We start from the raw sequence: 22935 nt of genomic DNA, 5'->3' as shown, positions 1-22935 counted from the left end.
TTATTTTTTATTTTCTTCGGCCCGTTTGATCAGCATGTCGGTGATGATATCCACCTGTTTGCTGACAGAAATCGGATCGTACGGGTAGAACGTGTCAAAGTCATTGATAAACACGCGATTATGTTTCACAGCGTCTAGGTTTTTCCAAATGGAGGAGTCCTCCAGCTTGTCGAGTGTTTTGCTTTCGCCTTTCGGATTGTAGTCCGTAATGAACATATAATCTGCGGCATACTCAGGAATGACCTCTTGAGAGAGCTGTTTCATCTCTCCTTTTTTGATGACATCTTGTTCAATTTTTTCAGGCGCTTTTAACCCAAGCGCATTGTATACAGCTTGGCCGCCACGTCCGCCATTGTCATTGAAGACCCAGAATTCGCCCTTGTCCGTGTTTTCATAAATGCCGAAGGTCGCATCTTTGTCGATGACGCCGGCTATTTTCTTTTTGGCTGCTTCCGCTTTTTTGTTAAAGTCAGCCATAAATGCTTTTGCTTTATCCTTGGCACCCGCAATATCTCCGAACATTGCAACGGTATCTTCGACGTTTTTCGCGGTGTTATAAGGAACGACAACGGTTGGAGCGATTTTCTTTAATTTATCGACATTCTCTTCATTCATGACAACAATTAAGTCAGGCTGAAGCTCCATGACTTTCTCAACGCTGATCGGATCACCGACATCCTTTACATCTTTCAGCTTTGATTTTAAAAATGGATTATCAAATGACCATGAGCCCGAGCCGACCACATTTGCCCCGACAGACAGCAATTCCCCGGCATAAAAATCAGTGACGATGCGTTTCGGATGTGCAGGAATGTTGACGTTCCCTTTTGTTGATTTGTATGTTCTAATTTCTGTCTTTTCGGAAGCTGAATCACCTGAGCTTCCTTTCGAAGCCGTGCCGCTGCAAGCACTGACAAACATGAGGAGCAGCACCAGCATGCCCACGAGCAATGTGTTCTTTTTCATCAAGAACCCTCCAATATGTATTTTGATCCATTAGTAATGATTATCATTATCAATTAATAATATAGCAAGAAACCTGTGCCCCGTCTATCACTATTTTAATAGGAGAAAGTTTTTGTTATACAAGTGACGCGGTATTCTTAATCGATTATTATAGGTAAATAGGAGGAGGAAAATATGGAAATCACAAAAAGAGGTGCCGCATGGGAATGGCTTCATAGCTGGTGGATGCTGTTTATTTTCATGCCTTTTGCCATTACCAGTTTTTTTGCCTTTTTATTTATTGGCATCAAGGTTAGAAATAAAAAGTGGATCATGTACGGAATCATTTATTTTTTCGTATTTGCGTTTGCTTTCGTGCTGCCTGATCCGCCCGGATTGCTTATTGTGCTCCCGTTGTGGGCTGTGACGATTATTCACGGTTTTAAAGTGCGTCCGCTGTATCTGATTCAGCTGGATGTCTACAAAGACAATGTGGAGGCACGGGCCTTTGCTGAGGCAAGAAGTGAAGCCGAGAGCAGATTTCATGCGCCGAAACAGTCTATTCAAGATATACATATTCGCAAAGAACGGTAAGAAAAAAGCTCAACACTAAACATTGTGTTGAGCTTTTTATATGCTACTGCTGATAGGAATGCTGCTGGAATGGTGTGTTTTGGCCGAATGGAAGTGTAGACACATTCGTATTCATCACGCTTGATTGTCCAGTGATTTCTTGTTGCATTTGGTTGCACATGTTGACAACCTGCTGGCACTTTTGAATGGCCATGTCGTGTCCGTGCAGCGCTTGCTGAATGGTATGTGCAGCTTGTTGTTCGTGGTTTAGAATCTGTTGCAGCATTTGAATGTTTTGCTGCTCCTGATGAAGCATTTGACGATATTGGTTGCTGCTTTGCTGTGTTTGCTGAATAAGCTGCTGAGCTGTCTGGCGGCACTGGTTCAGCTGCTGCAGGCTGTGTTGCGTATTGTGCATAAATGACCCCTCCGTATGTTCAATTGACATTTGTCGGTATTATCATGCGACCCTAACCAAAAGAAATTCTGCAAAAGGGGAACTACAATTATTTTCCTTACCCCCTCTATCTTTGAATGAAATCGGCAAAGATTGTATACTTGTAAAAACCCTTTTTATGTAAATGTCCCGCTCTGCACATAAGAATAGCGGAAAACGAAACTCCGAAATCTGGAGAATCGTATTCCGCTTTTTTCTTTTCTTGCTTCAGAAACCGCCTTCGCCCGCAGTAAATGGGATGTTTAATCTGTTTTCTACGGCGCGGAGGCGCTGATTGAGACGGTTTAAGCGGCGTGTATGGCGTTCAACAGTCTGGCTTAGCTGATTGACCTGATCGGCCAATCTTGCAATTTCCCGGTTTTGACGGCGATCCTCATTCGACAGACGGGTTAATTCTCTTGTCTGCTGTTCGTTTTGCCGTTCAAGAGCAGCGACTCTTCTTTCCAATGCCGGCTGTCTGTCCGTCTGGTATGGCTGGTATACATCCTGCTGCGGATATGGATTGTATTCATATTGGCTATAGTAGGGTTCCTGCTGAGGGAGCTGCGGGCTGTAATATTGATAAGGGTTCATGTAATCAATCTCCTTAAAAAGAAATGTGGGTGAATTCCTTATAATCTATGTAGTCATTGGCACAGTGCCACGGCATTCGCCTAAAAAAGTAAGAAAGGACGGTGATGACGCTGAGCAGAAAAGGACCTGTTATTGTGTTTCTGTCTGCTGTATGTCTCATCATTTCGGGCTGCCAAAAGCCAAAAGACGAGACGCCGTTTTATTACGGAACTTGGGATGAGGGCATTATCCCCGGTCCCATGGATGGCGTGAAATCAGCAACGGTCACATTTACCAAAGACAAGGTGCTGGAGACGGAGGTGATTGACGGGAGAGGAGAGGTGCAGTTGCCCTTTATGGAATACAAGGTGATATCTCAAAGCGCTGACGGTTCCATTGAGATCCAGTACCTTGGCTCCTATTATCCGCTCAAAAGCAAACTGAAAAGAGGGAAAGACGGGACGTTGATATGGGAGCAAAATGGTCAGGAAAAAACGATGACAAGAATCGAGCCAAAGGCCGGCAAGGAGGAGAAACATGAGAAATAAAAAAGCGGAAAGACTGGTGTTAACAGGCCTTATTTTACATATCATTCAGTGGTTGTTGGTATTATGGGCTTTTCTCAAAATCAAACATGTATTTAGTGACTATACGATCTACAATCCGAATGTCATAAACGGAACAATGCAGTCGTTATCGTTTATGCAAATGCTGCGTTCTATGATGTACTCGGGCGCCATGGTGAATTATGTTCTGTTTTTTGTGATTGCATTGCTTATCTATTGTTTAGTGCTTCATGCGGTCATGATTGTTCTGGAAATGGCTGCTTATGTGATGATCAGACGGAATCCTTCATCTTCATGGGCATATTTTTTGACGGCGGCGGGTGTGAAGCTTGCAATCTTAAATATCACGGGTATTCCATTTTTAGCTGCCGGCTTCCTGCTGATGAAACAGAAACAAGCAGAAAGCGGCGAAAAGGGTGCAGAACCAAAGCGAAAGCCGCGCACGCGGATACGGAGACAAGGCAGACGTCTAAACAGAAACAGGAGAAAATCATCGCTTTCAGTTGAATATCAAAAAGAAAAAACGATATGATGGGACTATAGCCTGAAAACGACACGAAGGAGATGCAGGATGTACAAATTAATAGCAATTGATATGGACGGAACACTTTTAAATGATCATCATGAAGTGACGGGGGAGGTCCGCGACGCACTGCATGCCGCAAAAGCGGAAGGGGTAAAAATTGTCCTTTGCACCGGCCGGCCTATCGGAGGTGTTCGGAGATACTTAGATGAACTCAATTTAATTGAGGAAGGCGACTACGTCATTGCCTATAATGGGGCGCTTGTTCAAAATACGCATACAAAAGAAGTGGTGACGGAATTGTCTCTAGGATATGATGATTTGGCATCATTATATGATCTGAGCTTAGAGCTGAAGACACCGATGCACTTCTTCGACTCAGCCAACCTGTATACGCCTAACCGTGATATCAGCGAATTTACCGTATATGAGTCGTACGTGACACAGGTGCCGCTTCATTACCGCAAGATTGAGGAGATGCCTAAAGACATTCTCATTCCGAAGGTGATGTTTATTGATAAACCAGAGCACTTAAGCCGCGCCATTACATCGATACCGAAAGACGTGAGAGAAAAGTATACGATGGTCAGAAGCGCTCCTTTCTTTTACGAAATTCTGCATCCGGAAGCAAGCAAAGGAAACGCAGTGCGTCAGCTGGCGAATCTGCTCGGAATCGAGCAGGCTGAAGTCATGAGCATAGGCGACAACGGCAACGATCTGACAATGATCGAATGGGCCGGCTGCGGTGTTGCCATGGCAAACGCCATTCCGGAAGTGCTTGAGGCCGCAAACTTTCAAACGCGCTCCAATAATGAACATGGCGTTGCGCATGCGATTCACGAGCTTGTTTTGGCTAAATAAAAAATCCAGCCTTTTAAAGGCTGGATTTTTTCGTTTTATTGATATAATGTCAATGCTTTGACGAATCGATTTGACTTTCGTTATGCTGATAAAACCAATTCGTTCACAATATGTATGATATTAATCTGAATTGAAAAGGGGACTGATCAGATGTGCACAAGTCTTACATTGGAAACTGCTGACCGTAAACATGTATTAGCGAGAACAATGGATTTTGCATTTCAGCTGGGGACAGAGGTGATTCTCTATCCGCGCCGTTACAGTTGGAGTAGTGAAGCTGACGGAAAGGCCCATCAGACACAGTACGCTTTTATCGGTATGGGGAGAAAACTTGGAAATATTTTATTTGCAGACGGCGTTAATGAAAACGGTTTATCGTGTGCTGCACTTTATTTTCCGGGCTATGCGGAGTACGAAAAAACGATACGGGAAGACACCGTACACATTGCCCCGCATGAGTTTGTGACATGGGCGCTGTCAGTCTGTAAGTCTTTGGATGACGTGAAAGAAAAGATTCGATCTTTAACGATTGTAGAGAAAAAATTAGATCTATTGGATACGGTTTTACCGCTTCACTGGATATTGTCAGACCGGACGGGACGCAGCCTGACGATAGAACCGAGAGCAGATGGCCTCAAAGTCTATGACAATCAGCCTGGTGTCATGACGAACAGCCCCGACTTTATATGGCATGTAACCAATCTGCAGCAATATACAGGAATCAGACCGAAGCAATTAGAGAGCAAAGAGATGGGCGGATTAGCCCTTTCCGCTTTTGGCCAAGGCTTAGGAACTGTAGGCCTGCCGGGGGATTATACACCGCCCTCCCGGTTTGTCAGAGCTGTGTATTTGAAAGAACACCTAGAGCCGGCGGCCGATGAAATGAAAGGTGTAACAGCCGCTCTTCAAATTTTGGCAAATATGACGATACCCAAGGGCGCAGTGATAACGGAAAAAGACGAAATTCATTATACGCAATATACTTCCGTGATGTGTAACGACACGGGAAACTACTATTTCCACCACTATGACAATCGGCAAATCCAAAAAGTAAATTTATTTCATGAAGACCTTGACTGTTTGGAGCCTAAAGTGTTTTCCGCTAAAGCAGAAGAAAGTATTCACGAGCTTAATTAATTCACATCAATCAGCTGATTCCGGTTTGAATCCGGAGTCAGCTGTTTTTTTATACGATCGTTACGGCGTCTGAGTGGATAGGCAGTTTGCTAAAAGCGAAAGCAAAGGCAAGGAAATGGCGAAATCGTATATCCATTTTTTGAATAAAAACTGAGTCTTTGCTTCATCAGACTCAGTTTTCTTGCCGATATAGAGGTTATTGCACTAGTTGAATGAACCAATGCCGTTCCATTATGGTTACGCAAGGGTCTTTTCAGCTTAAATAGAAAAAATTAATCTCAACTCATTGACAAACTCGCAATACAAATGTACATTTTGATTTATTCATATTAAACGACTAGGAATATAGGAGTTTATTTTTCGGACTTTTCAGCCTAAAAAACATTATAAAAGGAGTAACGTCATGACAAGCAAAAAGAAGCAAATCAAATTAGGAGTTTTTCTTGCGGGGACCGGACATCATGTTGCGTCTTGGCGGCATCCGGACGCGCCTGCGGATGCGAGTATGAACTTGGATTATTTTAAAGAGCTGGCGAGAACAGCGGAGCGGGGCAAGCTGGATATGCTGTTTTTAGCAGACAGCCTGTCAATCGACAGCAAATCGCATCCGAATGTGCTTACAAGGTTTGAGCCATTTACTTTGCTTTCAGCTTTGGCGCAGGTGACTTCAAGAATTGGCCTGACAGCGACAGCTTCTACTACTTATAGCGAGCCGTTTCACATTGCCAGACAGTTCGCCTCACTGGATCACCTGTCCAACGGCCGTGCCGGATGGAATGTCGTGACCTCATCCATTGAGTCAACAGCGCTGAATTTCAGCGGGGAAAAGCATCTCGAACACCACTTGCGCTATCAGCGGGCAGAAGAATTTGTCGAGGCCGTAAAGGGGCTTTGGGATTCATGGGAAGAGGACGCCTTTATCCGCAATAAAGAAACAGGTGAATTCTTCGATAAAGAAAAAATGCACGAGCTCAACCACAAAGGAGATTATTTCTCAGTCCGCGGGCCTCTGAACGTTTCAAGAACGCCGCAGGGCCAGCCGGTCATTATTCAGGCGGGCTCATCAGGGGATGGGAAAGCGCTGGCTGCCAAAACGGCTGAAGTGATTTTTACGGCGCAAAACCATTTAGAATCGGCACAGGAATTTTATCAATCAATTAAAAAGCAGGCAGCCGAGTTTGGCCGCGATCCTGAGAAGATCGCGATCATGCCGGGCATTTTTCCGGTCATCGCAGACACTGAAGAAGAGGCGCGGGCTAAATATCAAGAGCTTCAAGATTTAATCATTCCATCTGTCGGTCTGCAAATCCTTCAGAATTATTTAGGCGGAATTGATTTGTCTGCATATCCGCTTGACGGGCCGCTGCCAAAGCTTGACGCGGATGCATCAAACGCGGTGAAGAGTCGATTTAAGCTTGTTCAAGAAATGGCTGAACGAGACAATATGACAATACGTGAGCTTTACAAATACGTTGCAGGCTCCAGAGGCCATCACATTTTTGTCGGAACGCCGGAACAGCTTGCCGACAAGATGCAGGAATGGGTGGATCATAAAGCTTGTGACGGATTTAATATCATGCCTCCGCTCCTTCCGGAAGGAATTGAACTGTTCGTTGACAAAGTGGTTCCGATTTTACAGGAGCGCGGCGTGTTCAGAAACGAATATGAAGGCACAACATTGAGAGAGCATTTTGGTTTAGAAAAACCGGTAAACCGTTATGCGAAGTAAGGAGGAACGCTCGATGAAGACGCAATATCGCCTCGCAGCTGAACGTGATGCCGAACAGCTTCTCGAGCTGACATGGCGCGCCTACGAACCGATTCGAAAGCTCGGCATTCGTTTTGCCGCGGCCCAAGCGGATCTGGATCTGGTCTTAAACAATATCCGAAAAAACGCCTGTTACGTCATGGAAGAAGACGGGCGGATCATCGCGACCATCTCCTTACGAATGCCTTGGGGACAGCAGCCTGGACCATATGGCGTTCCTCATATCTGGTGGTTCGCTGTTGATCCTGAAACCGGGCAAAAGGGAGTCGGGACAAAGCTGCTTCAATGGCTTGAGCAGACCATCCTGCGCGATACGTTAAAGGTTCCGTTTGTATCTCTAGGAACAGCGGATAAGCACCCGTGGCTGATCGAGATGTATGAAAGAAAAGGATATGTCCGAGCAGGCGAGAAGGATCTGGGCAAAGGACATATGACAGTCTATATGAAAAAACAACTGCGACATGACCTATAAAAGATAAAAGGCGGGAAAATCAAATGAAAATGAAAAAATGGACTGTGCTGTTAGTTGCTGCGTTATTAGCCGTGCTATCAGCTTGCGGCAATGGAAACAGCAGCAGTAAAGAGGATGACAACGTACTTCATGTGGGTGCGACCGGACAGAGCTACCCGTTCGCTTATAAAGAAGACGGAAAGCTGACAGGTTTTGATGTAGAAGTAATGGAAGCTGTTGCAAAGAAAATCGGCATGAAACTGGACTGGAAGCTGCTCGAATTCAGCGGTCTGATGGGAGAGCTTCAAACAGGCAAGCTTGACACCATTTCCAATCAGGTAGCGGTGACAGATGAACGCAAGGAAATGTACAACTTCACAGAACCGTACTCTTATGCAGGAACACAGATTGTCGTCAAAAAAGACAACAACGACATCAAATCAGCAGACGATTTAAAAGGAAAGACAGTAGCTGCTGTTTTAGGTTCAAATCACGCGAAAAATCTTGAAAGCAAAGATCCTGACAAAAAAATCAATATCAAAACATACGAAACACAAGAAGGCACGCTGAAGGATGTCGCATACGGACGTGTGGACGCTTACGTAAACAGCCGAAGTGTGCTGATCGCGCAAATTAAGAAAACAGGCTTGCCGTTGAAGCTTGCCGGAGATCCAATTGTGTACGAACAAGTCGCATTCCCATTTGCCAAGGATGACGCGCACGACAAGACCCGTAAAAAAGTCAATAAAGCGCTCGATGAACTGCGCAAAGACGGAACGCTTAAAAAGCTTTCAGAAAAATATTTTAACGAAGATATCACAGCAGAACAGAAGCATTAAGAAACGGCGGTGAACCACCAGAATGAATACGATTGATTGGGAATTCATGATCTCTGCATTCCCGACTTTAATTCAGGCCCTTCCGATTACATTGTTTATGGCTATAGCAGCTATGATTTTTGCGATTATCGGAGGACTTATTCTCGCACTCATTACAAAAAACAAAATTCCAGTGCTTCATCAGCTGTCAAAGCTGTATATCTCATTTTTCCGGGGCGTGCCGACACTTGTGCAGCTGTTCTTAATTTATTACGGGCTGCCGCAGCTGTTTCCGGAGATGAGCAAGATGACAGCTCTCACAGCTGCCATTATCGGTTTAAGTTTAAAAAACGCCGCCTATTTGGCAGAAATCTTCCGCGCCGCCCTTAACTCTGTTGATGAAGGGCAGCTGGAGGCGTGCCTGTCTGTCGGTATGACGAAACTTCAGGCTTACAGACGAATTATCCTTCCGCAAGCAGTCAGGAATGCGATACCGGCAACGGGTAATACATTTATCGGCCTCCTAAAAGAAACCTCATTGGCATTTACTTTGGGTGTCATGGAGATGTTTGCGCAAGGTAAGATGTATGCATCAGGAAATCTGAAGTATTTTGAAACCTATTTGGCGGTTGCGATTGTCTACTGGGTTCTTACAATCATTTACAGCATCCTGCAGGACTTGTTTGAACGCGCCATGAGCAAGCCATACCGGACTTAGAGGTGAAATCAGTTGATAAAAGTAAAAAATATTCGCAAAGCGTTTAAAGATCTGGTCGTGCTGGACGGAATCGACCTTGAAGTAAAACGCGGAGAAGTGGTGGCGATCATCGGTCCGTCCGGTTCCGGAAAATCAACGCTTCTTCGGTGCTTGAATCTATTGGAGCGCCCCAATCAAGGCATCATTGAAATTGGAGAAGCCAAACTGAACGCGGAAAAGTTTACACGCAAGGAAGCGTACCAGCTCCGTCAGCAAACGGCCATGGTCTTCCAAAATTACAATCTGTTCAAAAATAAAACCGCCCTGCAAAACATTACTGAGGCTTTAATCACGGCTCAAAGAAAATCACGAGATGAAGCGAACCGCATTGGGATGGAGATTCTGAGGCAGGTTGGTTTAGAGCATAAAGCTGACAGCTACCCGATCACAATGTCCGGCGGCCAGCAGCAGCGAATCGGCATCGCGCGGGCACTTGCGGTCAATCCGCATGCGATTTTGCTGGATGAACCGACTTCGGCGCTTGACCCAGAGCTCGTGGCGGGTGTGCTTCAGGTCATCAAATCGATTGCGGAAAAACAAACAACAATGATCATCGTCACCCACGAAATGGCATTTGCAAGAGAGGTTGCCGATAAAGTGATTTTTATGGCAGACGGCCATATTATCGAGCAGGGAACGCCTGAAGAACTGTTTGACCATCCGAAAAACGAACGGACGAAACGATTTATCAAGCAGGTGGGAGAGCCTGCAGAGCTTATATAGAAGGGAAGAAGAAGAATGGCCGAAGAAACGTTTCATACACGTTTAATCAATATGCGGCGTGACCTTCATGCACACCCTGAACTTTCATTTGAAGAGTTTGAAACGACAAAAAAAATCCGCCGCTGGCTCGAGGAAGAACATATAGAGATTCTTGAGGTTCCTCAATTAGAAACAGGTGTAATTGCGGAAATCAAAGGGCAGTCAGACGGACCTGTGATCGCGATACGAGCGGACATTGATGCGCTCCCGATCCAAGAACAAACGAACCTGCCGTTTGCCTCTAAGATTGACGGCGCGATGCATGCGTGCGGGCATGACTTTCATACAGCTTCCATTATCGGCACGGCCATTTTGCTGAATAAAAGAAGAGACGAGCTGAAAGGCACGGTCCGCTTTATCTTTCAGCCAGCGGAAGAAATCGCCGCAGGAGCAAGGAAAGTCATAGAAGCAGGCGTGCTGGATGATGTTTCTGCCATTTTTGGCATGCACAATAAGCCTGATTTGCCTGTCGGCACCATTGGGATAAAGGAAGGTCCGCTCATGGCAAGCGTTGACCGGTTTGAGATTGTTGTGAAAGGAAAAGGCGGACACGCCGGCATTCCCAATAACAGCATTGATCCCATAGCAGCGGCAGGCCAAATGGTCAGCGGTCTGCAATCTGTGGTCAGCCGCAACATCAGCTCACTGCAAAACGCGGTCGTCAGTATCACAAGATTACAGGCAGGCAGTTCATGGAACGTGATTCCGGACCAGGCTGAAATGGAGGGCACCGTTCGCACCTTCCAAAAAGAAGCGAGAAAGGCCGTTCCGGAGCATATGAAACGAGTGGCTGAAGGAATCGCCGCGGGCTACGGGGCACAGGCCGAATTCCGGTGGTTTCCTTATTTGCCGTCCGTTCAGAATGTCGGCACGTTTTTGAACGCGGCGTCAGAAGCTGCGGCCCGGCTTGGCTATCAAACGGTTCATGCGGAGCAATCTCCGGGCGGAGAAGACTTCGCTCTGTATCAAGAGAAGATCCCGGGATTTTTTGTGTGGATGGGAACGAACGGTACAGAGGAGTGGCATCACCCGGCGTTTACATTGGATGAAGACGCACTGCAAGTTGCATCCAGCTACTTTGCTGAGCTGGCTGTTATTGTACTGGGGGCAATCAAATGATCCAAACAGAACTGACAGCAGGTCTTGCTGAGGCCGTAAGATTATCACAGCCTGAGAACGCCACTGACGCGATGCGTGAAGCCAAAAAGGGATTGCTCGATTTTACAGCCGCATCATTTGCCGGAAAAGAAGAAAACGGCATTCAAAAGCTTTTGCATCTGATCGAAGAGGAAGGCGGCACGCCCCTTGTCCCTATTATCGGACAAGGGAAAAAGGCAGCGCCATTACAATCTGCGCTGCTCAATGGATTTATCGCCCATGCGCTGGATTTCGATGATGTCCATTCCGATGTAAGGGGACATCCGAGTGCAGTTATTTTGCCGGCACTCATTGCTTCAGCTGCCGCTCGAGAAAGTGACGAGCGGCTTCTTGGCGCTTATATTGTCGGTGTGGAAGTAATGGCAAGGCTTGGGGAGTCGATTGGCAGCCCGCACTATGAAAAAGGCTGGCACAATACGGGAACGCTCGGGGCCATAGCCGCCGCCTGTGCTGCAGGGTACGCGGAGGAACTCACTCAAGAAGAAATGGAAAAAGCAATCGGTTTTGCCGCAACGCAGTCTGCCGGAATGAGGGTGCAATTCGGCACAGAAATGAAACCGCTGCACGCAGGGCTGGCAGCTCAATCAGGCTTGCTTGCTGTTAAGCTGGCCCAATCTGATGTTGGAGGCTCTCGTACGGCACTGGATGGAGAAAAAGGTTTCTTCAGCCTATACGGTGATTTAGATAAGGCTCAAACCACGCTGTTAAGCCATTGGGGCAAACCATGGAGAATCGTGAAGCCAGGTTTATGGTTTAAAATCTATCCATTTTGTTCTGCGGCGCACCACGCGGCAGATGCCATTCGCGAGCTTATCTCTCAGGAAGCCATTTCTGCTGACAATACAGAACGGATTGAAGTCGTTTTTCCGCCTGGCGGAGATGCTGCATTAACGGCAAGATCACCAAAAACAGGAGAGGAAGGCCGCTTCAGCGTTGAATATGTCATTGCCCTTGCCCTGCACGGACAGAAGCTGATTGCTGAACATTTCAACAGCGAGCCAATACCAAATCATATGCAGGCCGCAATGCGTCATATTCAGCGTGTGTATGACAATCGCATTCAGCCAGCCTCTCAAGCGGTTCCGAAAGGCCGTTTCACCATTGTTCGGGCGTTTTTATCAGATGGACGCATATGTGAAGCGCGGGTGGACTGCCCGAAGGGAGCTCCCGGAAACGGTCTGTCTGAAGAAGATGTAAAAGAAAAATTAAAATCAGCGCTGCCAAGTGATGTGCAAAAAGCATCGCAGATCATAGAGGCCATTGAGTGCGCTGACATGAAAGAATTTATATCGCATTTAGATTAGAATCCGCCTTTCATCCCCTCCTTCAGATGATATGATAAAGCCAAATCATACGTTTGAAAAAGGAGAAAGGCCATGACGGTGAATGATGCGGTTGTATGTATTCTGGCAGTCTTTTTATTAGTGGGAGCAGCCGATTATTGCTTGGGAAACAGGTGGGGGCTTGGCGAGCGGTTTGCGGGTGGCTTTAAGGCCATGGGGCCGCTTGCGCTGTCAATGGTCGGGATTGTGTCGCTGGCGCCAGTGCTTGCGGCAATACTGATACCCGTCGTGTCTCCGGTCTATGCCGCCATTGGTGCAGACCCTTCCTCCTTTGCCAACACCATTTTGGCCATTGATATGGGAGGCTATGCGCTGGCAGAAGAAATGGCGAAAGATCCGGACGCAGGCTTGTTTTCATGGGTATTTCTGGGGACGATGATGGGGCCGGCGATCGTATTCACCATTCCCGTCGCTCTTGGCATAATTGAAAAGCAGGATCACCCGTATTTTGCAAAAGGCATTTTAATCGGACTGTGCACTGTGCCGATCGGATGCTTCGCAGGCGGGTTAGCTGCGGGATTTGAGATGGGATTGATCCTGAAAAACATTCTGATTCCAAGTCTTTTTTCTGCGGTTATCGCTTTTGGACTTTGGCGCTGCACCGACAAGACAATCCGCGTATTTCACGTTTTCGGGAAGGCTGTCAGTATTGTTGCGATCATTGGGCTTGTTGCTGTCTCAATTGAAACAATGACAGGCATTGTATTAATACCTGGCCTCGAAAAGATGGAAACAGGCATACAAACCGTAGGCACCATCGCGGTTGTATTGGCGGGCGCTTTTCCGCTGACAGCTTTTATCACAAAAGCTTTTGAGAAGCCGCTCCATACATTAGGCAGGCTGTTACACTTAGATCAGGCAGCGACAGCGGGAATGGTTGCTTCTTTGGCACATCTTATCCCCATGCTCGCCTTATTAAAAGACATGACGCCGAGAGGAAAGGTTATCAATGTCGCGTTTGCGGTCAGCGCAGCCTTTGTGCTCGGCAGCCATCTCGGCTTTGTGACGGGAATGAAGAAAGAAATGGCAGCGGCCATGATCGTCGGGAAATTAGCTGGCGGCATTACGGCTGTCGCGGCAGCTGCGTGGACGACACCCGCCTATACGGCCAAAAAGCAAAGACACGATTCTCTTGAAGGATAGTCTGTTTCAATTCTCCTCATTCGGGAAATGATACAGTAACGTTTCCGGAAAGAGGGTTGGGCACATGGATGCGAAGGACCAGTGCATCTCTAAAATAAAACAGGAAACCAAGCCTTGGATACAGCGATTCGGAAGGCTTGGTTATTTTACATTCGGCGGCGTTTTTATCTTGCTCGGCATTCTGGCATTGATGACGGCTGCCGGAGCTGGCAGCGGGGCAAAGGATTCAAGCGGAGCGCTCCAAACCTTATCACGCATGCCATACGGATCGATTCTGCTTTTCTTCATCGGGATTGGACTCATCGGGTATGTCATATGGATGGTGCTGAGTGCGATTAAGGATACAGAGGGCCATGGCACGGGAAGACGGGGCCTGTCGCGAAGAACAGGAAATTTATTCAGCGCCGCCGTATACGCATCGATTGCCTGGAATGCTCTTCGGTTTGTCTTTGATCATGGAAGCGGCAGCACTTCAGAACAGACGTGGTCCGCTTATGTATTGGCGCAGCCGTTTGGCCAGTGGCTGACGGGACTCACAGGAGCGGGCTTTATCCTATTTGCGATGGTTCAATTCATGAAAGGTATTCGGGTTTCTTTTATGAGAGAATTCGATACGTCAAAAATGAGCAAAGAAATGATATGTATTGCAAAAAACACAGGACGCGCAGGCAACATCGCCCGTGCCATTATTTTCTCAGCCATCGGTTTCTTTCTCATAAAAACCGCTCTCACCTCTGATCCGGACGACACAAGAGGCTTTGACGGGGCGCTCGCCGAGCTCGCGCAGCAGCCGCATGGCAGAGTGATTCTGATCTTTTTGGCGTGCGGGCTTGTGTTATATGGAATATACGCCATCATGAAAGGCATTTATCAATATATGAAGTGGGAAAAATAAGCTCTGGGCAGATCTGTGCCAGAGCGTTTTTCAGTTTCTTGCAAATCAGGTGGATGAAAGCTGTTGCCAGCCTGTATAATAAAAGCAAATCAAAAGCAGGTTCACCATGAACTGATCCAAGGGAGGTGCGGAATGGATCGGGAAAAACAACAATTAAGCATAGAAGCGGCAAGGCTTTATTATCAGTCTGACTACAGTCAGCAGCAAATCGCAGAGCAGCTCAGCATTTCTAGGCCGACCGTTTCCCGATTGCTGCAATACGCAAAAGAAAAAGGATTTGTCCAAATTCGCGTGATGGACCCTTTTGAGGATTTAGATGCGCTCGGTTCCATGCTGGAAGAGAAATACGGGCTTCTCGAAGCGCACGTTGTGTTTTCTCCGACACCGGACTATGCAGCAATCACACATGGCTTGAGCCGTTACGGTGCAGAATATATGCATGAAACGGTAAAAGACGGCGACATCGTCGGCGTCAGCTGGGGAACCACCATGTATCAGATCGCGCAAAACATGCAGCCAAAGCAGGTAAAAGGCGTAGAGGTCGTCCAGCTGAAAGGCGGCATCAGCCATTCCCGGGTAAACACCTATTCAGCTGAAACGATTCAGCTGTTTGCAGAGGCTTTTCAAACGATGCCGCGCTATCTTCCGCTTCCCGTCGTGTTTGATAATGCGGATGTGAAGAAAATGGTGGAGAAAGACCGTCATATCGAGCGGATCATTGAGATGGGCAAGCAGGCGAATATCGCTCTTTTCACGGTGGGAACAGTCCGTGACGAAGCGCTGTTATTCCGGCTCGGCTATTTTAACGAAGAAGAGAAAGCGTTGCTGAAACATCAGGCTGTCGGAGATATCTGTTCGCGTTTCTTTGACGAGGAAGGGAAGATTTGCAGCACCGCCATCAATGACCGGACCATCGGCGTCGAGCTTGAGGATCTGAGGCTGAAGGAACGCTCTATATTAGTGGCCGGCGGAAGCCGAAAAGTGTCCTCCATCCATGGTGCGTTAACAGGAAAATATGCCAATGTGTTAATCATTGACCAGCATACCGCAAGGGCACTTGTTAATGATTTGTGACACCTTCAGACCGTTCGCTGAACAAAATTTCAATTACCAATTTACATATGTTCAAAAGTCGGGTATGCTAAAAAATATCTTAACAAAAAAGGAAGTGTGCGAAGGATGACATTAGCCAATAAAATTGATCATACAGCTTTGAAACCGCATACACAAAAAGCGGATATTCTGAAATTAATAGAAGAAGCGAAAACATACAAATTCGCTTCTGTATGTGTAAACCCGACATGGGTGCAGCTGGCTGCAAAAGAGCTTGAGGGAACAGGAGTTGACGTATGTACAGTCATCGGCTTCCCGCTCGGCGCCAACACAACAGAAACAAAAGCGTTCGAAACGAAGGATGCGATTTCAAAAGGCGCCACTGAAGTGGACATGGTCATTAACATCGCTGCTTTGAAAGACAAAGAAGACGACGTGGTGGAAGCGGATATCCGAGGTGTGGTGGAAGCTGCAGCCGGAAAAGCGCTTGTCAAAGTTATTATTGAAACATGCCTGCTGACAGATGAAGAAAAAGAGCGTGCATGCCGTTTAGCGGTTTCTGCGGGAGCGGATTTCGTGAAAACCTCAACAGGCTTCTCAACAGGCGGCGCAACGAAGGAAGATATCGCTTTAATGCGCAAAACAGTAGGCCCTGATATCGGCGTAAAAGCATCCGGGGGTATCAGAACGAAAGAAGATGTAGACACGATGATCGAAGCAGGTGCAAGCCGCATTGGCGCAAGCGCAGGTGTTTCCATTGTAAAAGGAGAGAACGGAGCCGGCGGAGACGATTATTAAGAAGCAGACGGAAGGCACTTCGCTTTCCGTGCCCTTCTTTTCTTTCCGGGGAAATAATAATGTAAGCGAATACAAATAAAGGAGAAACACATATGAAGTATTTGATTGGGATTATCGGTTTAATCGTGTTTTTAGGCCTTGCGTGGATCGCGAGCAGCGGCAAAAAAAGAATTAAGATCCGCCCAATTATTGTCATGCTCATTTTGCAGTTTATTCTCGGTTACATTCTCCTCAATACGGGGATCGGGAATTTTCTCGTAGGAGGATTTGCACAAGGATTCAGCTACCTGCTTGGCTATGCGGCAGAAGGAATCAACTTTGTGTTTGGCGGTTTGGTGAATGCGGATCAATCGACATTCTTTATGAACGTTCTCTTGCCGATTGTATTTATTTCAGCACTCATCGGGATTCTGCAAAAATGGAAGATCCTCCCGTTTATTATTAAATACATCGGCCTTGCCCTCAGCAAGGTTAACGGGATGGGAAGACTGGAGTCGTACAATGCTGTTGCATCTGCGATTTTAGGGCAATCAGAAGTATTTATCTCCTTAAAGAAAGAACTCGGTTTACTGTCACAGCAGCGGTTGTATACGCTTTGCGCTTCTGCGATGTCAACCGTATCCATGTCAATCGTCGGCGCTTACATGACGATGCTGAAGCCTGAATACGTCGTAACGGCTCTTGTATTGAACTTATTTGGCGGTTTTATCATTGCCTCTATTATTAATCCTTACGAGGTCGCAAAAGATGAGGATATGCTCCGTGTAGAAAATGAAGAAAAACAATCCTTCTTCGAAGTGCTCGGAGAATACATCTTAGATGGTTTCAAAGTAGCGGTTGTTGTCGCAGCGATGCTGATCGGATTTGTCGCGATTATTGCTTTGATCAATGGTATTTTTAACGCTGTACTCGGTATTTCCTTCCAAGACCTGCTTGGATATGTGTTTGCTCCATTCGCTTTTCTTGTCGGTATTCCATGGAATGAAGCTGTTAACGCCGGAAGCATTATGGCAACAAAAATGGTATCAAACGAATTTGTCGCCATGACGTCTCTCTCGCAAAACGGTTTTCACTTCAGCGGCCGCACAACAGCGATTGTATCAGTATTCCTCGTATCGTTCGCGAACTTCTCTTCCATCGGTATCATTGCCGGTGCTGTAAAGGGTCTGAATGAAAAGCAAGGAAACGTTGTTGCTCGTTTCGGTCTGAAATTATTATACGGTGCTACGCTTGTCAGCTTTTTAACAGCGGCAGTTGTAGGTCTGATTTACTGAACATAATCGAAAAGGATCGGTGACTAAAATGAGAATGGTAGATATTATCATCAAAAAACAAAACGGAAAAGAACTCACCACAGAAGAAATCCAGTTTTTCGTAAACGGCTATACGGACGGCAGCATTCCTGATTATCAGGCAAGCGCGCTTGCCATGGCGATTTATTTTCAGGATATGAGTGATCGTGAACGGGCGGACTTAACAATGGCTATGGTGAACTCCGGTGAAACGATTGATCTTTCTGCCATCGAGGGAATTAAAGTGGATAAACATTCAACCGGCGGCGTCGGCGACACGACAACACTCGTCCTCGCACCGCTTGTCGCGGCTCTTGATGTGCCGGTTGCCAAAATGTCCGGCCGCGGCCTCGGTCATACGGGCGGAACAATTGATAAATTAGAGGCGATCGACGGGTTTCACGTGGAACTGTCTAAGGACGAATTTATTAAGCTTGTGAACCGCGACAAGGTTGCCGTCATTGGCCAAAGCGGCAACTTAACGCCGGCGGATAAAAAACTGTACGCCCTGCGTGATGTAACGGGTACGGTGAATTCCATCCCGCTTATCGCTAGCTCCATTATGAGCAAAAAAATCGCTGCCGGAGCGGACGCGATCGTGCTTGACGTAAAAACGGGAGCGGGCGCCTTCATGAAAACAGAGGAAGATGCGGCTGAACTCGCGAAAGCAATGGTACGAATCGGCAACAAAGTCGGCCGCCAAACGATGGCTGTCATTTCCGACATGTCCCAGCCGCTCGGCTTTGCGATCGGAAATGCGCTTGAAGTGAAAGAAGCGATAGACACGCTCAAAGGCGAAGGCCCTGAAGACCTGCACGAGCTAGTCTTAACACTCGGCAGCCAAATGGTCGTGCTTGCGAAAAAAGCAGGTACATTAGACGAAGCAAGAGCGAAGCTTGAAGAGGTCATGAAAAACGGAAAAGCGCTAGAGAAATTCAAAGATTTCTTAAAAAATCAAGGCGGTGACAGCTCGATTGTTGACGATCCGTCTAAGCTTCCGCAAGCGGCTTATCACATTGATGTGCCAGCAAAAGAAGCGGGTGTGGTCTCCGAAATCGTAGCGGACGAAATCGGCGTTGCTGCCATGCTGTTAGGAGCCGGACGCGCCACAAAAGAAGACGAAATTGATTTAGCCGTCGGCATCATGCTCCGCAAAAAGGTCGGCGACAAGGTAGAAAAAGGCGAACCTCTCGTTACGCTCTATGCCAACCGGGAAAATGTCGATGAAGTCATCGCGAAAGTATATGACAATATCCGTATCGCAGCGGAGGCGAAGGCGCCGAAGCTGATTCATACGTTAATTACAGAATAAAAATAAAGCACATCCCATCCTGAGTGGGGTGTGCTGTTTTGATTACAGGATGTGATCAATCGGATATTCCTCTTGTCCGATTTTTTTTGCTTTCGTAAGATTTCTTCTGAAATAGAAGATGAGATAGCATAGGATGATACAAGGGATTCCGCAGAAGAGAGCGATTCTTTGATTGGGATCAAAAGCGAGACCGATACAAGAAGCTGAACATAATAAAAGAGCGGCTATAGGCATAAGAGGATAAAGCGGTGTGCGAAATGTCAGATCTTTTACATTCCCCCCTTTTTTAAGAAATCTCTTTCGGAACAAGAGTTGAGACAGCGCAATGCTCATCCAGACCACGACCCCTGCAAATCCAGCAATCGCTACCATCACCACATAAACAGTTCCAGGCGCCACAATACTGGAAACGAGAGATAAACAAGATACAGCCATACTGATGATTAAAGCATTTAGTGGAATGCCTTTAGATGTGACTTTTTTAAAACGAGAGCTGATCATGTTTTCATTTGCTAACGACCACAGCATACGGGTTGAGGCATATAGGCCTGAATTGGCAACGGACAGCAAGGCTGTTAATATAACAAAATTCATAATATCGGCGGCGTACGGGATTCCGATTTCTGCAAATACTGCTACAAAGGGGCTTTCGATTACTCCTGCTTCTTTCCATGAAATCAGTCCGGATAATACGAAGACGGCACCGATGAAAAAAATGACTGTCCGCCATGCGACATTACGGATGGAACGCGGAATATCCTTTTGAGGATTTGCGGATTCTCCTGCTGTGACGCCGATTAATTCTGTTCCGGAAAAGGCAAAACTCACAGATATCATGGCGATAAATACAGCGAGAAAGCCGTTCGGAAACAATCCTCCATGACCTGTGAAATTTGAAAACATAGGGGCATCAGCCGTCCCGTTTAAAGAGATCAAGCCAAACATGGCGGCGCCTCCTAAAATGATAAATAAAATGATGGTGACAATCTTCACGCTCGAAAACCAAAATTCAGTTTCCGCAAATAATTTGACTGAAAATGCGTTGCATACGAAAAGGAGAGCTGCAAAAATCGCACTCCACATCCATACGCTGCTGTCAGGAAACCAGCGCTGCATGAGAATACCGGATGCGGTAAACTCTGAACCTACCGTCACCACCCAATTCACCCAGTACATGATGCCGACCATAAAACCGGTAGATGGCCCGATGAATGTTGTGGCGTATTTTTGAAAGGAACCGGTCACCGGCATGGCGACCGACAATTCACCAAGACATTGCATGATGAGGTACATCATCAATCCGCCGATTAAATAAGCGAGTATCGTACCGCCGGGACCGGCTTGGCTGAGCGTATAGCCCGTACTGAGGAAAAGCCCTGTTCCTATGACGCCTCCCAATGAAATCATAAATAAGTGCCTGCTTTTCATTGTCCGTTTTAGCTGATGGCCGCTTTTCTCTTGAAGACCCACCGTTTCGTCCTCCTTTTAGCTGCCGTTTATCAGGCAGATGAGTTTTCTTGTAACCAAAATACAACCTGCCGGAAGATCACTTGAATCGGGAGCGTTTCATTCCTTTTAATGCGTGTAACAGAACGTGAGCTGCGGCTCTGCTTGTCATATCTCGAAAATCGAGGGTGGGATCAACTTCAACGATTTCGATCCCTGCGACATTGGGCTCTTGTGCGATGTACTTGATTGCTTCGAGTAATTCGTCTGTATAGAGGCCGCCCGGGCCAATCGCTGGACAGCCGGGGGCATGGGACTGGTCTAAGACATCCATATCAACAGATATAAAAATGAAGTCTGTTCTAGTTTGAACGGCAGGCAGGATCTCTTTAATGGTCGGGATCAGTCCTTTTTCACGAATCATTCCCATCGTGCGGATGTCCACGTGATGTTTTTTCGCGTATGTTTCATAAGCCAGGCTGTTGCTGAATTCTCTGATACCCAGTTGAATCAAATGCTGGCCTTCTATGATCTCTTCATCCAAAAGGCGGCGGAAGGGGGTGCCGTTTGTCGGCCCTCCGTCCTCCGTGTTCCGCACATCATGATGGGCATCAAATTGAATAACGGCTGTCGTTCCTTTCGTTTGCGCAATCGCTTTTATGGTGGAGTAGCTGATGGAGTTATCTCCGCCGAGTATGAGCGGTACCCAATCTGGGTGATCTGAAAGCAGAGCATGCATGGTTTGGAAGATTTGATCATGTGATTTCACGATATCAGTCACATGAATATCGACATCCCCCAGATCATAAAGAAAATCTGATACGACATGTTCCCCAAGCTCCGCAGAATAAGCCGATGAATGCTTTAGAGCCTGGCGGATTGTTCCGGGGGCAAAGGAAGCGCCGGAATGACTGATGGATGATTTTGACAGGGGGACACCTATCAGCGCCGGCCCCTTAATGCCTTGGCCATCCCATTTTTCTATCAGATCGCTCATTTTCGTTACATCCCGGTCTTTAAACGATGAACCGGCCTCTCTGAGAAAAGGGTATTTATCCAAGAATGGCTCCCTCCCTGTTGACAACAATTGTTCCGTTTTTCATGACTTGATGTACATGATTGACGCCGTAGTGATACGGAATATACATGTAATTCGAGGCTTGCCAAATGACTAGATCAGCTGAGCGGCCAGCTTTGAGCTGCCCTGCTTCTTCGCCTTTTCCTATGGCATATGCGGCGTTGACTGTGACGGCATGCCATATTTCTTCTGCGGTCATTTTCAGATGAAGCGCGGCAATCGACATGATCAGCTGAATATTTTCAGTTGGGGAGCTGCCCGGGTTAAAGTCCGTTGCCAGGCTCACACGTACGCCCGCATCAATCATGTCTCTTGCCCTGGCATATGTGTGTTTGCCGAGATAAAATGTCGTGCCCGGCAAGAGGACGGCGATGGTTCCTGATTCAGCCATTTGCTGTATGCCTTCATCAGAGGCGCCCACCAAATGATCGGCTGAGACAGCTCTTAGCTCAGCCGCTAATTCAGCTCCTCCAAGAGGATCAATTTCATCAGCGTGGATTTTTAATCCGAATCCCGCCTCAGCCGCTTTTTTTAAGTAACGTCGGGATTGACTGACTGTAAAAACGCCTGTTTCTGTAAAAATATCTGCAAAGGCTGCGAGCTCTTCCTCTTTTATTTCTGGCAAGAGATCCAGCATGCGATCTAAAAATTCATCGGGGCTGTCCTTATCTTCAGGAGGAATGGCATGAGCTCCCATGAAAGTGGAGACAAGGTCAATGGGCTGGCTCTCATGCAGTTTTTTCACGACACGCAATTGTTTCAGCTCTGTATCTTTATCTAAGCCGTAGCCGCTCTTCACTTCAGCCGTGGTCGTGCCGTATGACAGCATTCTTTGCAGATGAAAACGGCCTTTTTGCAGCAGCTCTTCTTCTGAGGCGGTCCGGGTGTCTTTGACAGTGGACAAAATACCGCCTCCCTGCGCCAGAATATCTAAATAGGAGATGCCCTGAAGCTTTAGATTCATCTCCTTTTCCCGAGATCCGCCAAATACAAGATGGGTATGCGGATCGACGAGGCCCGGCGTTACAAGCCGTCCCGAACAGTCAATGATGTCGTCTGCCTCGTAATCGGCTTCAGTCCCTTTTTTTCCGGCGAACACAATCTTCTGTTCGTGGATTCCGACAACAGCGTCTTCGATCACATGAAGATCCTGCATGCTTTTGCCCGCGTGCGGGCCGCTGCTTTCCATCGTCAAAAGCTGACCGATGTTGATGAGAATCGTATCAATTTGTTTCGACATGTCATCA

General features: G+C 46.9%; 24 protein-coding genes and 1 pseudogene. 19 read left to right on the top strand and 6 right to left on the bottom strand.

The features are described from left to right. Nucleotides 1–966, bottom strand: coding sequence for an iron-hydroxamate ABC transporter substrate-binding protein (locus NYE43_RS20835; RefSeq protein WP_341062597.1), 966 nt, complete (start codon nt 964–966; stop codon nt 1–3). A 174-nt stretch (nt 967–1140) separates the two neighbouring features. On the opposite strand from NYE43_RS20835, the gene NYE43_RS20830 reads away from it, so the two are divergent. Then, on the top strand, nt 1141–1539 hold the full coding sequence (locus NYE43_RS20830) for a hypothetical protein (protein ID WP_024123433.1): 399 nt from the start codon (nt 1141–1143) through the stop codon (nt 1537–1539). A gap of 43 nt (nt 1540–1582) precedes the next feature. On the opposite strand, the gene NYE43_RS20825 is transcribed toward NYE43_RS20830, so the two are convergent. Both NYE43_RS20825 and cotNE read right to left on the bottom strand, forming a co-directional pair. Then, nucleotides 1583–1936 (bottom strand): hypothetical protein, encoded by a 354-nt coding sequence (locus NYE43_RS20825; RefSeq protein WP_106019829.1) that lies wholly within the window; start codon nt 1934–1936, stop codon nt 1583–1585. A 246-nt stretch (nt 1937–2182) separates the two neighbouring features. Then, nucleotides 2183–2548, bottom strand: coding sequence for an inner spore coat protein CotNE (gene cotNE / locus NYE43_RS20820; RefSeq protein ID WP_103672014.1), 366 nt, complete (start codon nt 2546–2548; stop codon nt 2183–2185). Nucleotides 2549–2652: 104 nt separating this feature from the next. Here cotNE and NYE43_RS20815 point away from each other — a divergent pair, with 104 nt between their 5' ends. The 18 genes and pseudogenes from NYE43_RS20815 to NYE43_RS20730 all read left to right on the top strand — a co-directional run bounded on the left by NYE43_RS20815 (nt 2653) and on the right by NYE43_RS20730 (nt 19164). Further along, entirely contained in the window at nt 2653–3075 is a 423-nt protein-coding gene (locus NYE43_RS20815) for a DUF3255 family protein (RefSeq protein ID WP_103672013.1), read from the top strand. Next, nucleotides 3065–3625 carry a hypothetical protein gene (locus NYE43_RS20810; RefSeq protein WP_101859701.1) on the top strand — a complete coding sequence of 187 codons (561 nt, stop codon included), beginning with the start codon at nt 3065–3067 and terminating at the stop codon, nt 3623–3625. Before NYE43_RS20815 ends, NYE43_RS20810 begins: the two co-directional genes overlap by 11 nt. A 39-nt stretch (nt 3626–3664) precedes the next feature. Further along, a complete protein-coding gene (gene yidA / locus NYE43_RS20805) occupies nt 3665–4477 on the top strand; it encodes a sugar-phosphatase (protein WP_341062594.1) in 813 nt (270 codons plus the stop codon). Between the two features lie 150 nt (nt 4478–4627). Beyond that, the gene (gene yxeI / locus NYE43_RS20800) at nt 4628–5614 is read left to right on the top strand and encodes a penicillin V amidase (protein WP_326208656.1); all 987 of its coding nucleotides are present in this window, start codon (nt 4628–4630) and stop codon (nt 5612–5614) included. Continuing rightward, nucleotides 5550–5830: pseudogene (locus tag NYE43_RS20795) on the top strand (hypothetical protein). The gene yxeI and the pseudogene NYE43_RS20795 overlap by 65 nt, the downstream one beginning before the upstream one ends. A gap of 187 nt (nt 5831–6017) precedes the next feature. Next, nucleotides 6018–7343 carry an LLM class flavin-dependent oxidoreductase gene (locus tag NYE43_RS20790; protein WP_024123426.1) on the top strand — a complete coding sequence of 442 codons (1326 nt, stop codon included), beginning with the start codon at nt 6018–6020 and terminating at the stop codon, nt 7341–7343. Between the two features lie 13 nt (nt 7344–7356). After that, nucleotides 7357–7854, top strand: a complete 498-nt coding sequence (locus tag NYE43_RS20785; RefSeq protein WP_095712643.1) for a GNAT family N-acetyltransferase — start codon at nt 7357–7359, stop codon at nt 7852–7854. Nucleotides 7855–7877: 23 nt separating this feature from the next. Next, nucleotides 7878–8672: an amino acid ABC transporter substrate-binding protein gene (locus tag NYE43_RS20780; RefSeq protein ID WP_095712644.1), complete on the top strand. Its 795-nt coding sequence runs from the start codon at nt 7878–7880 to the stop codon at nt 8670–8672. A gap of 22 nt (nt 8673–8694) precedes the next feature. Further along, nucleotides 8695–9369 carry an amino acid ABC transporter permease gene (locus NYE43_RS20775; protein ID WP_095712645.1) on the top strand — a complete coding sequence of 225 codons (675 nt, stop codon included), beginning with the start codon at nt 8695–8697 and terminating at the stop codon, nt 9367–9369. Nucleotides 9370–9381: 12 nt separating this feature from the next. Continuing rightward, nucleotides 9382–10131: an amino acid ABC transporter ATP-binding protein gene (locus NYE43_RS20770; RefSeq protein ID WP_105954550.1), complete on the top strand. Its 750-nt coding sequence runs from the start codon at nt 9382–9384 to the stop codon at nt 10129–10131. A 15-nt stretch (nt 10132–10146) separates the two neighbouring features. Beyond that, nucleotides 10147–11289 carry a M20 peptidase aminoacylase family protein gene (locus tag NYE43_RS20765; protein ID WP_341062590.1) on the top strand — a complete coding sequence of 381 codons (1143 nt, stop codon included), beginning with the start codon at nt 10147–10149 and terminating at the stop codon, nt 11287–11289. After that, nucleotides 11286–12632 (top strand): MmgE/PrpD family protein, encoded by a 1347-nt coding sequence (locus tag NYE43_RS20760; RefSeq protein ID WP_339234980.1) that lies wholly within the window; start codon nt 11286–11288, stop codon nt 12630–12632. The genes NYE43_RS20765 and NYE43_RS20760 overlap by 4 nt, the downstream gene beginning before the upstream one ends. 72 nt (nt 12633–12704) lie before the next feature. Further along, entirely contained in the window at nt 12705–13814 is a 1110-nt protein-coding gene (eutH, locus tag NYE43_RS20755; RefSeq protein WP_339234977.1) for an ethanolamine utilization protein EutH, read from the top strand. A gap of 64 nt (nt 13815–13878) precedes the next feature. Further along, entirely contained in the window at nt 13879–14709 is an 831-nt protein-coding gene (locus tag NYE43_RS20750) for a DUF1206 domain-containing protein (RefSeq protein ID WP_268496388.1), read from the top strand. A gap of 132 nt (nt 14710–14841) precedes the next feature. Next, a complete protein-coding gene (gene deoR, locus NYE43_RS20745; RefSeq protein WP_024123417.1) occupies nt 14842–15783 on the top strand; it encodes a DNA-binding transcriptional repressor DeoR in 942 nt (313 codons plus the stop codon). A gap of 105 nt (nt 15784–15888) precedes the next feature. Beyond that, nucleotides 15889–16560, top strand: a complete 672-nt coding sequence (deoC, locus tag NYE43_RS20740) for a deoxyribose-phosphate aldolase (protein ID WP_024123415.1) — start codon at nt 15889–15891, stop codon at nt 16558–16560. A 92-nt stretch (nt 16561–16652) separates the two neighbouring features. Then, nucleotides 16653–17834, top strand: coding sequence for a nucleoside permease NupC (gene nupC / locus NYE43_RS20735; protein WP_024123414.1), 1182 nt, complete (start codon nt 16653–16655; stop codon nt 17832–17834). Between the two features lie 28 nt (nt 17835–17862). Next, a complete protein-coding gene (locus NYE43_RS20730) occupies nt 17863–19164 on the top strand; it encodes a pyrimidine-nucleoside phosphorylase (protein WP_010332494.1) in 1302 nt (433 codons plus the stop codon). Nucleotides 19165–19206: 42 nt separating this feature from the next. On the opposite strand, the gene NYE43_RS20725 is transcribed toward NYE43_RS20730, so the two are convergent. The 3 genes from NYE43_RS20725 to hutI form a co-directional block, all read right to left on the bottom strand. Next, nucleotides 19207–20634 (bottom strand): amino acid permease, encoded by a 1428-nt coding sequence (locus NYE43_RS20725; protein ID WP_341062588.1) that lies wholly within the window; start codon nt 20632–20634, stop codon nt 19207–19209. A 76-nt stretch (nt 20635–20710) separates the two neighbouring features. Further along, nucleotides 20711–21670 carry a formimidoylglutamase gene (gene hutG, locus NYE43_RS20720; protein WP_326323528.1) on the bottom strand — a complete coding sequence of 320 codons (960 nt, stop codon included), beginning with the start codon at nt 21668–21670 and terminating at the stop codon, nt 20711–20713. Beyond that, nucleotides 21663–22928 (bottom strand): imidazolonepropionase, encoded by a 1266-nt coding sequence (gene hutI / locus NYE43_RS20715; protein ID WP_198098216.1) that lies wholly within the window; start codon nt 22926–22928, stop codon nt 21663–21665. Before hutI ends, hutG begins: the two co-directional genes overlap by 8 nt. Nucleotides 22929–22935: the final 7 nt, after the last annotated feature.

The organism is Bacillus sp. FSL R5-0434 (genome assembly GCF_038004745.1).
Classification (GTDB): Bacteria; Bacillota; Bacilli; order Bacillales; family Bacillaceae; genus Bacillus; species Bacillus halotolerans.
The sequence above is the reverse complement of the archived record's forward strand: the minus strand, read 5'-3'. Positions and strand labels throughout refer to the sequence as shown.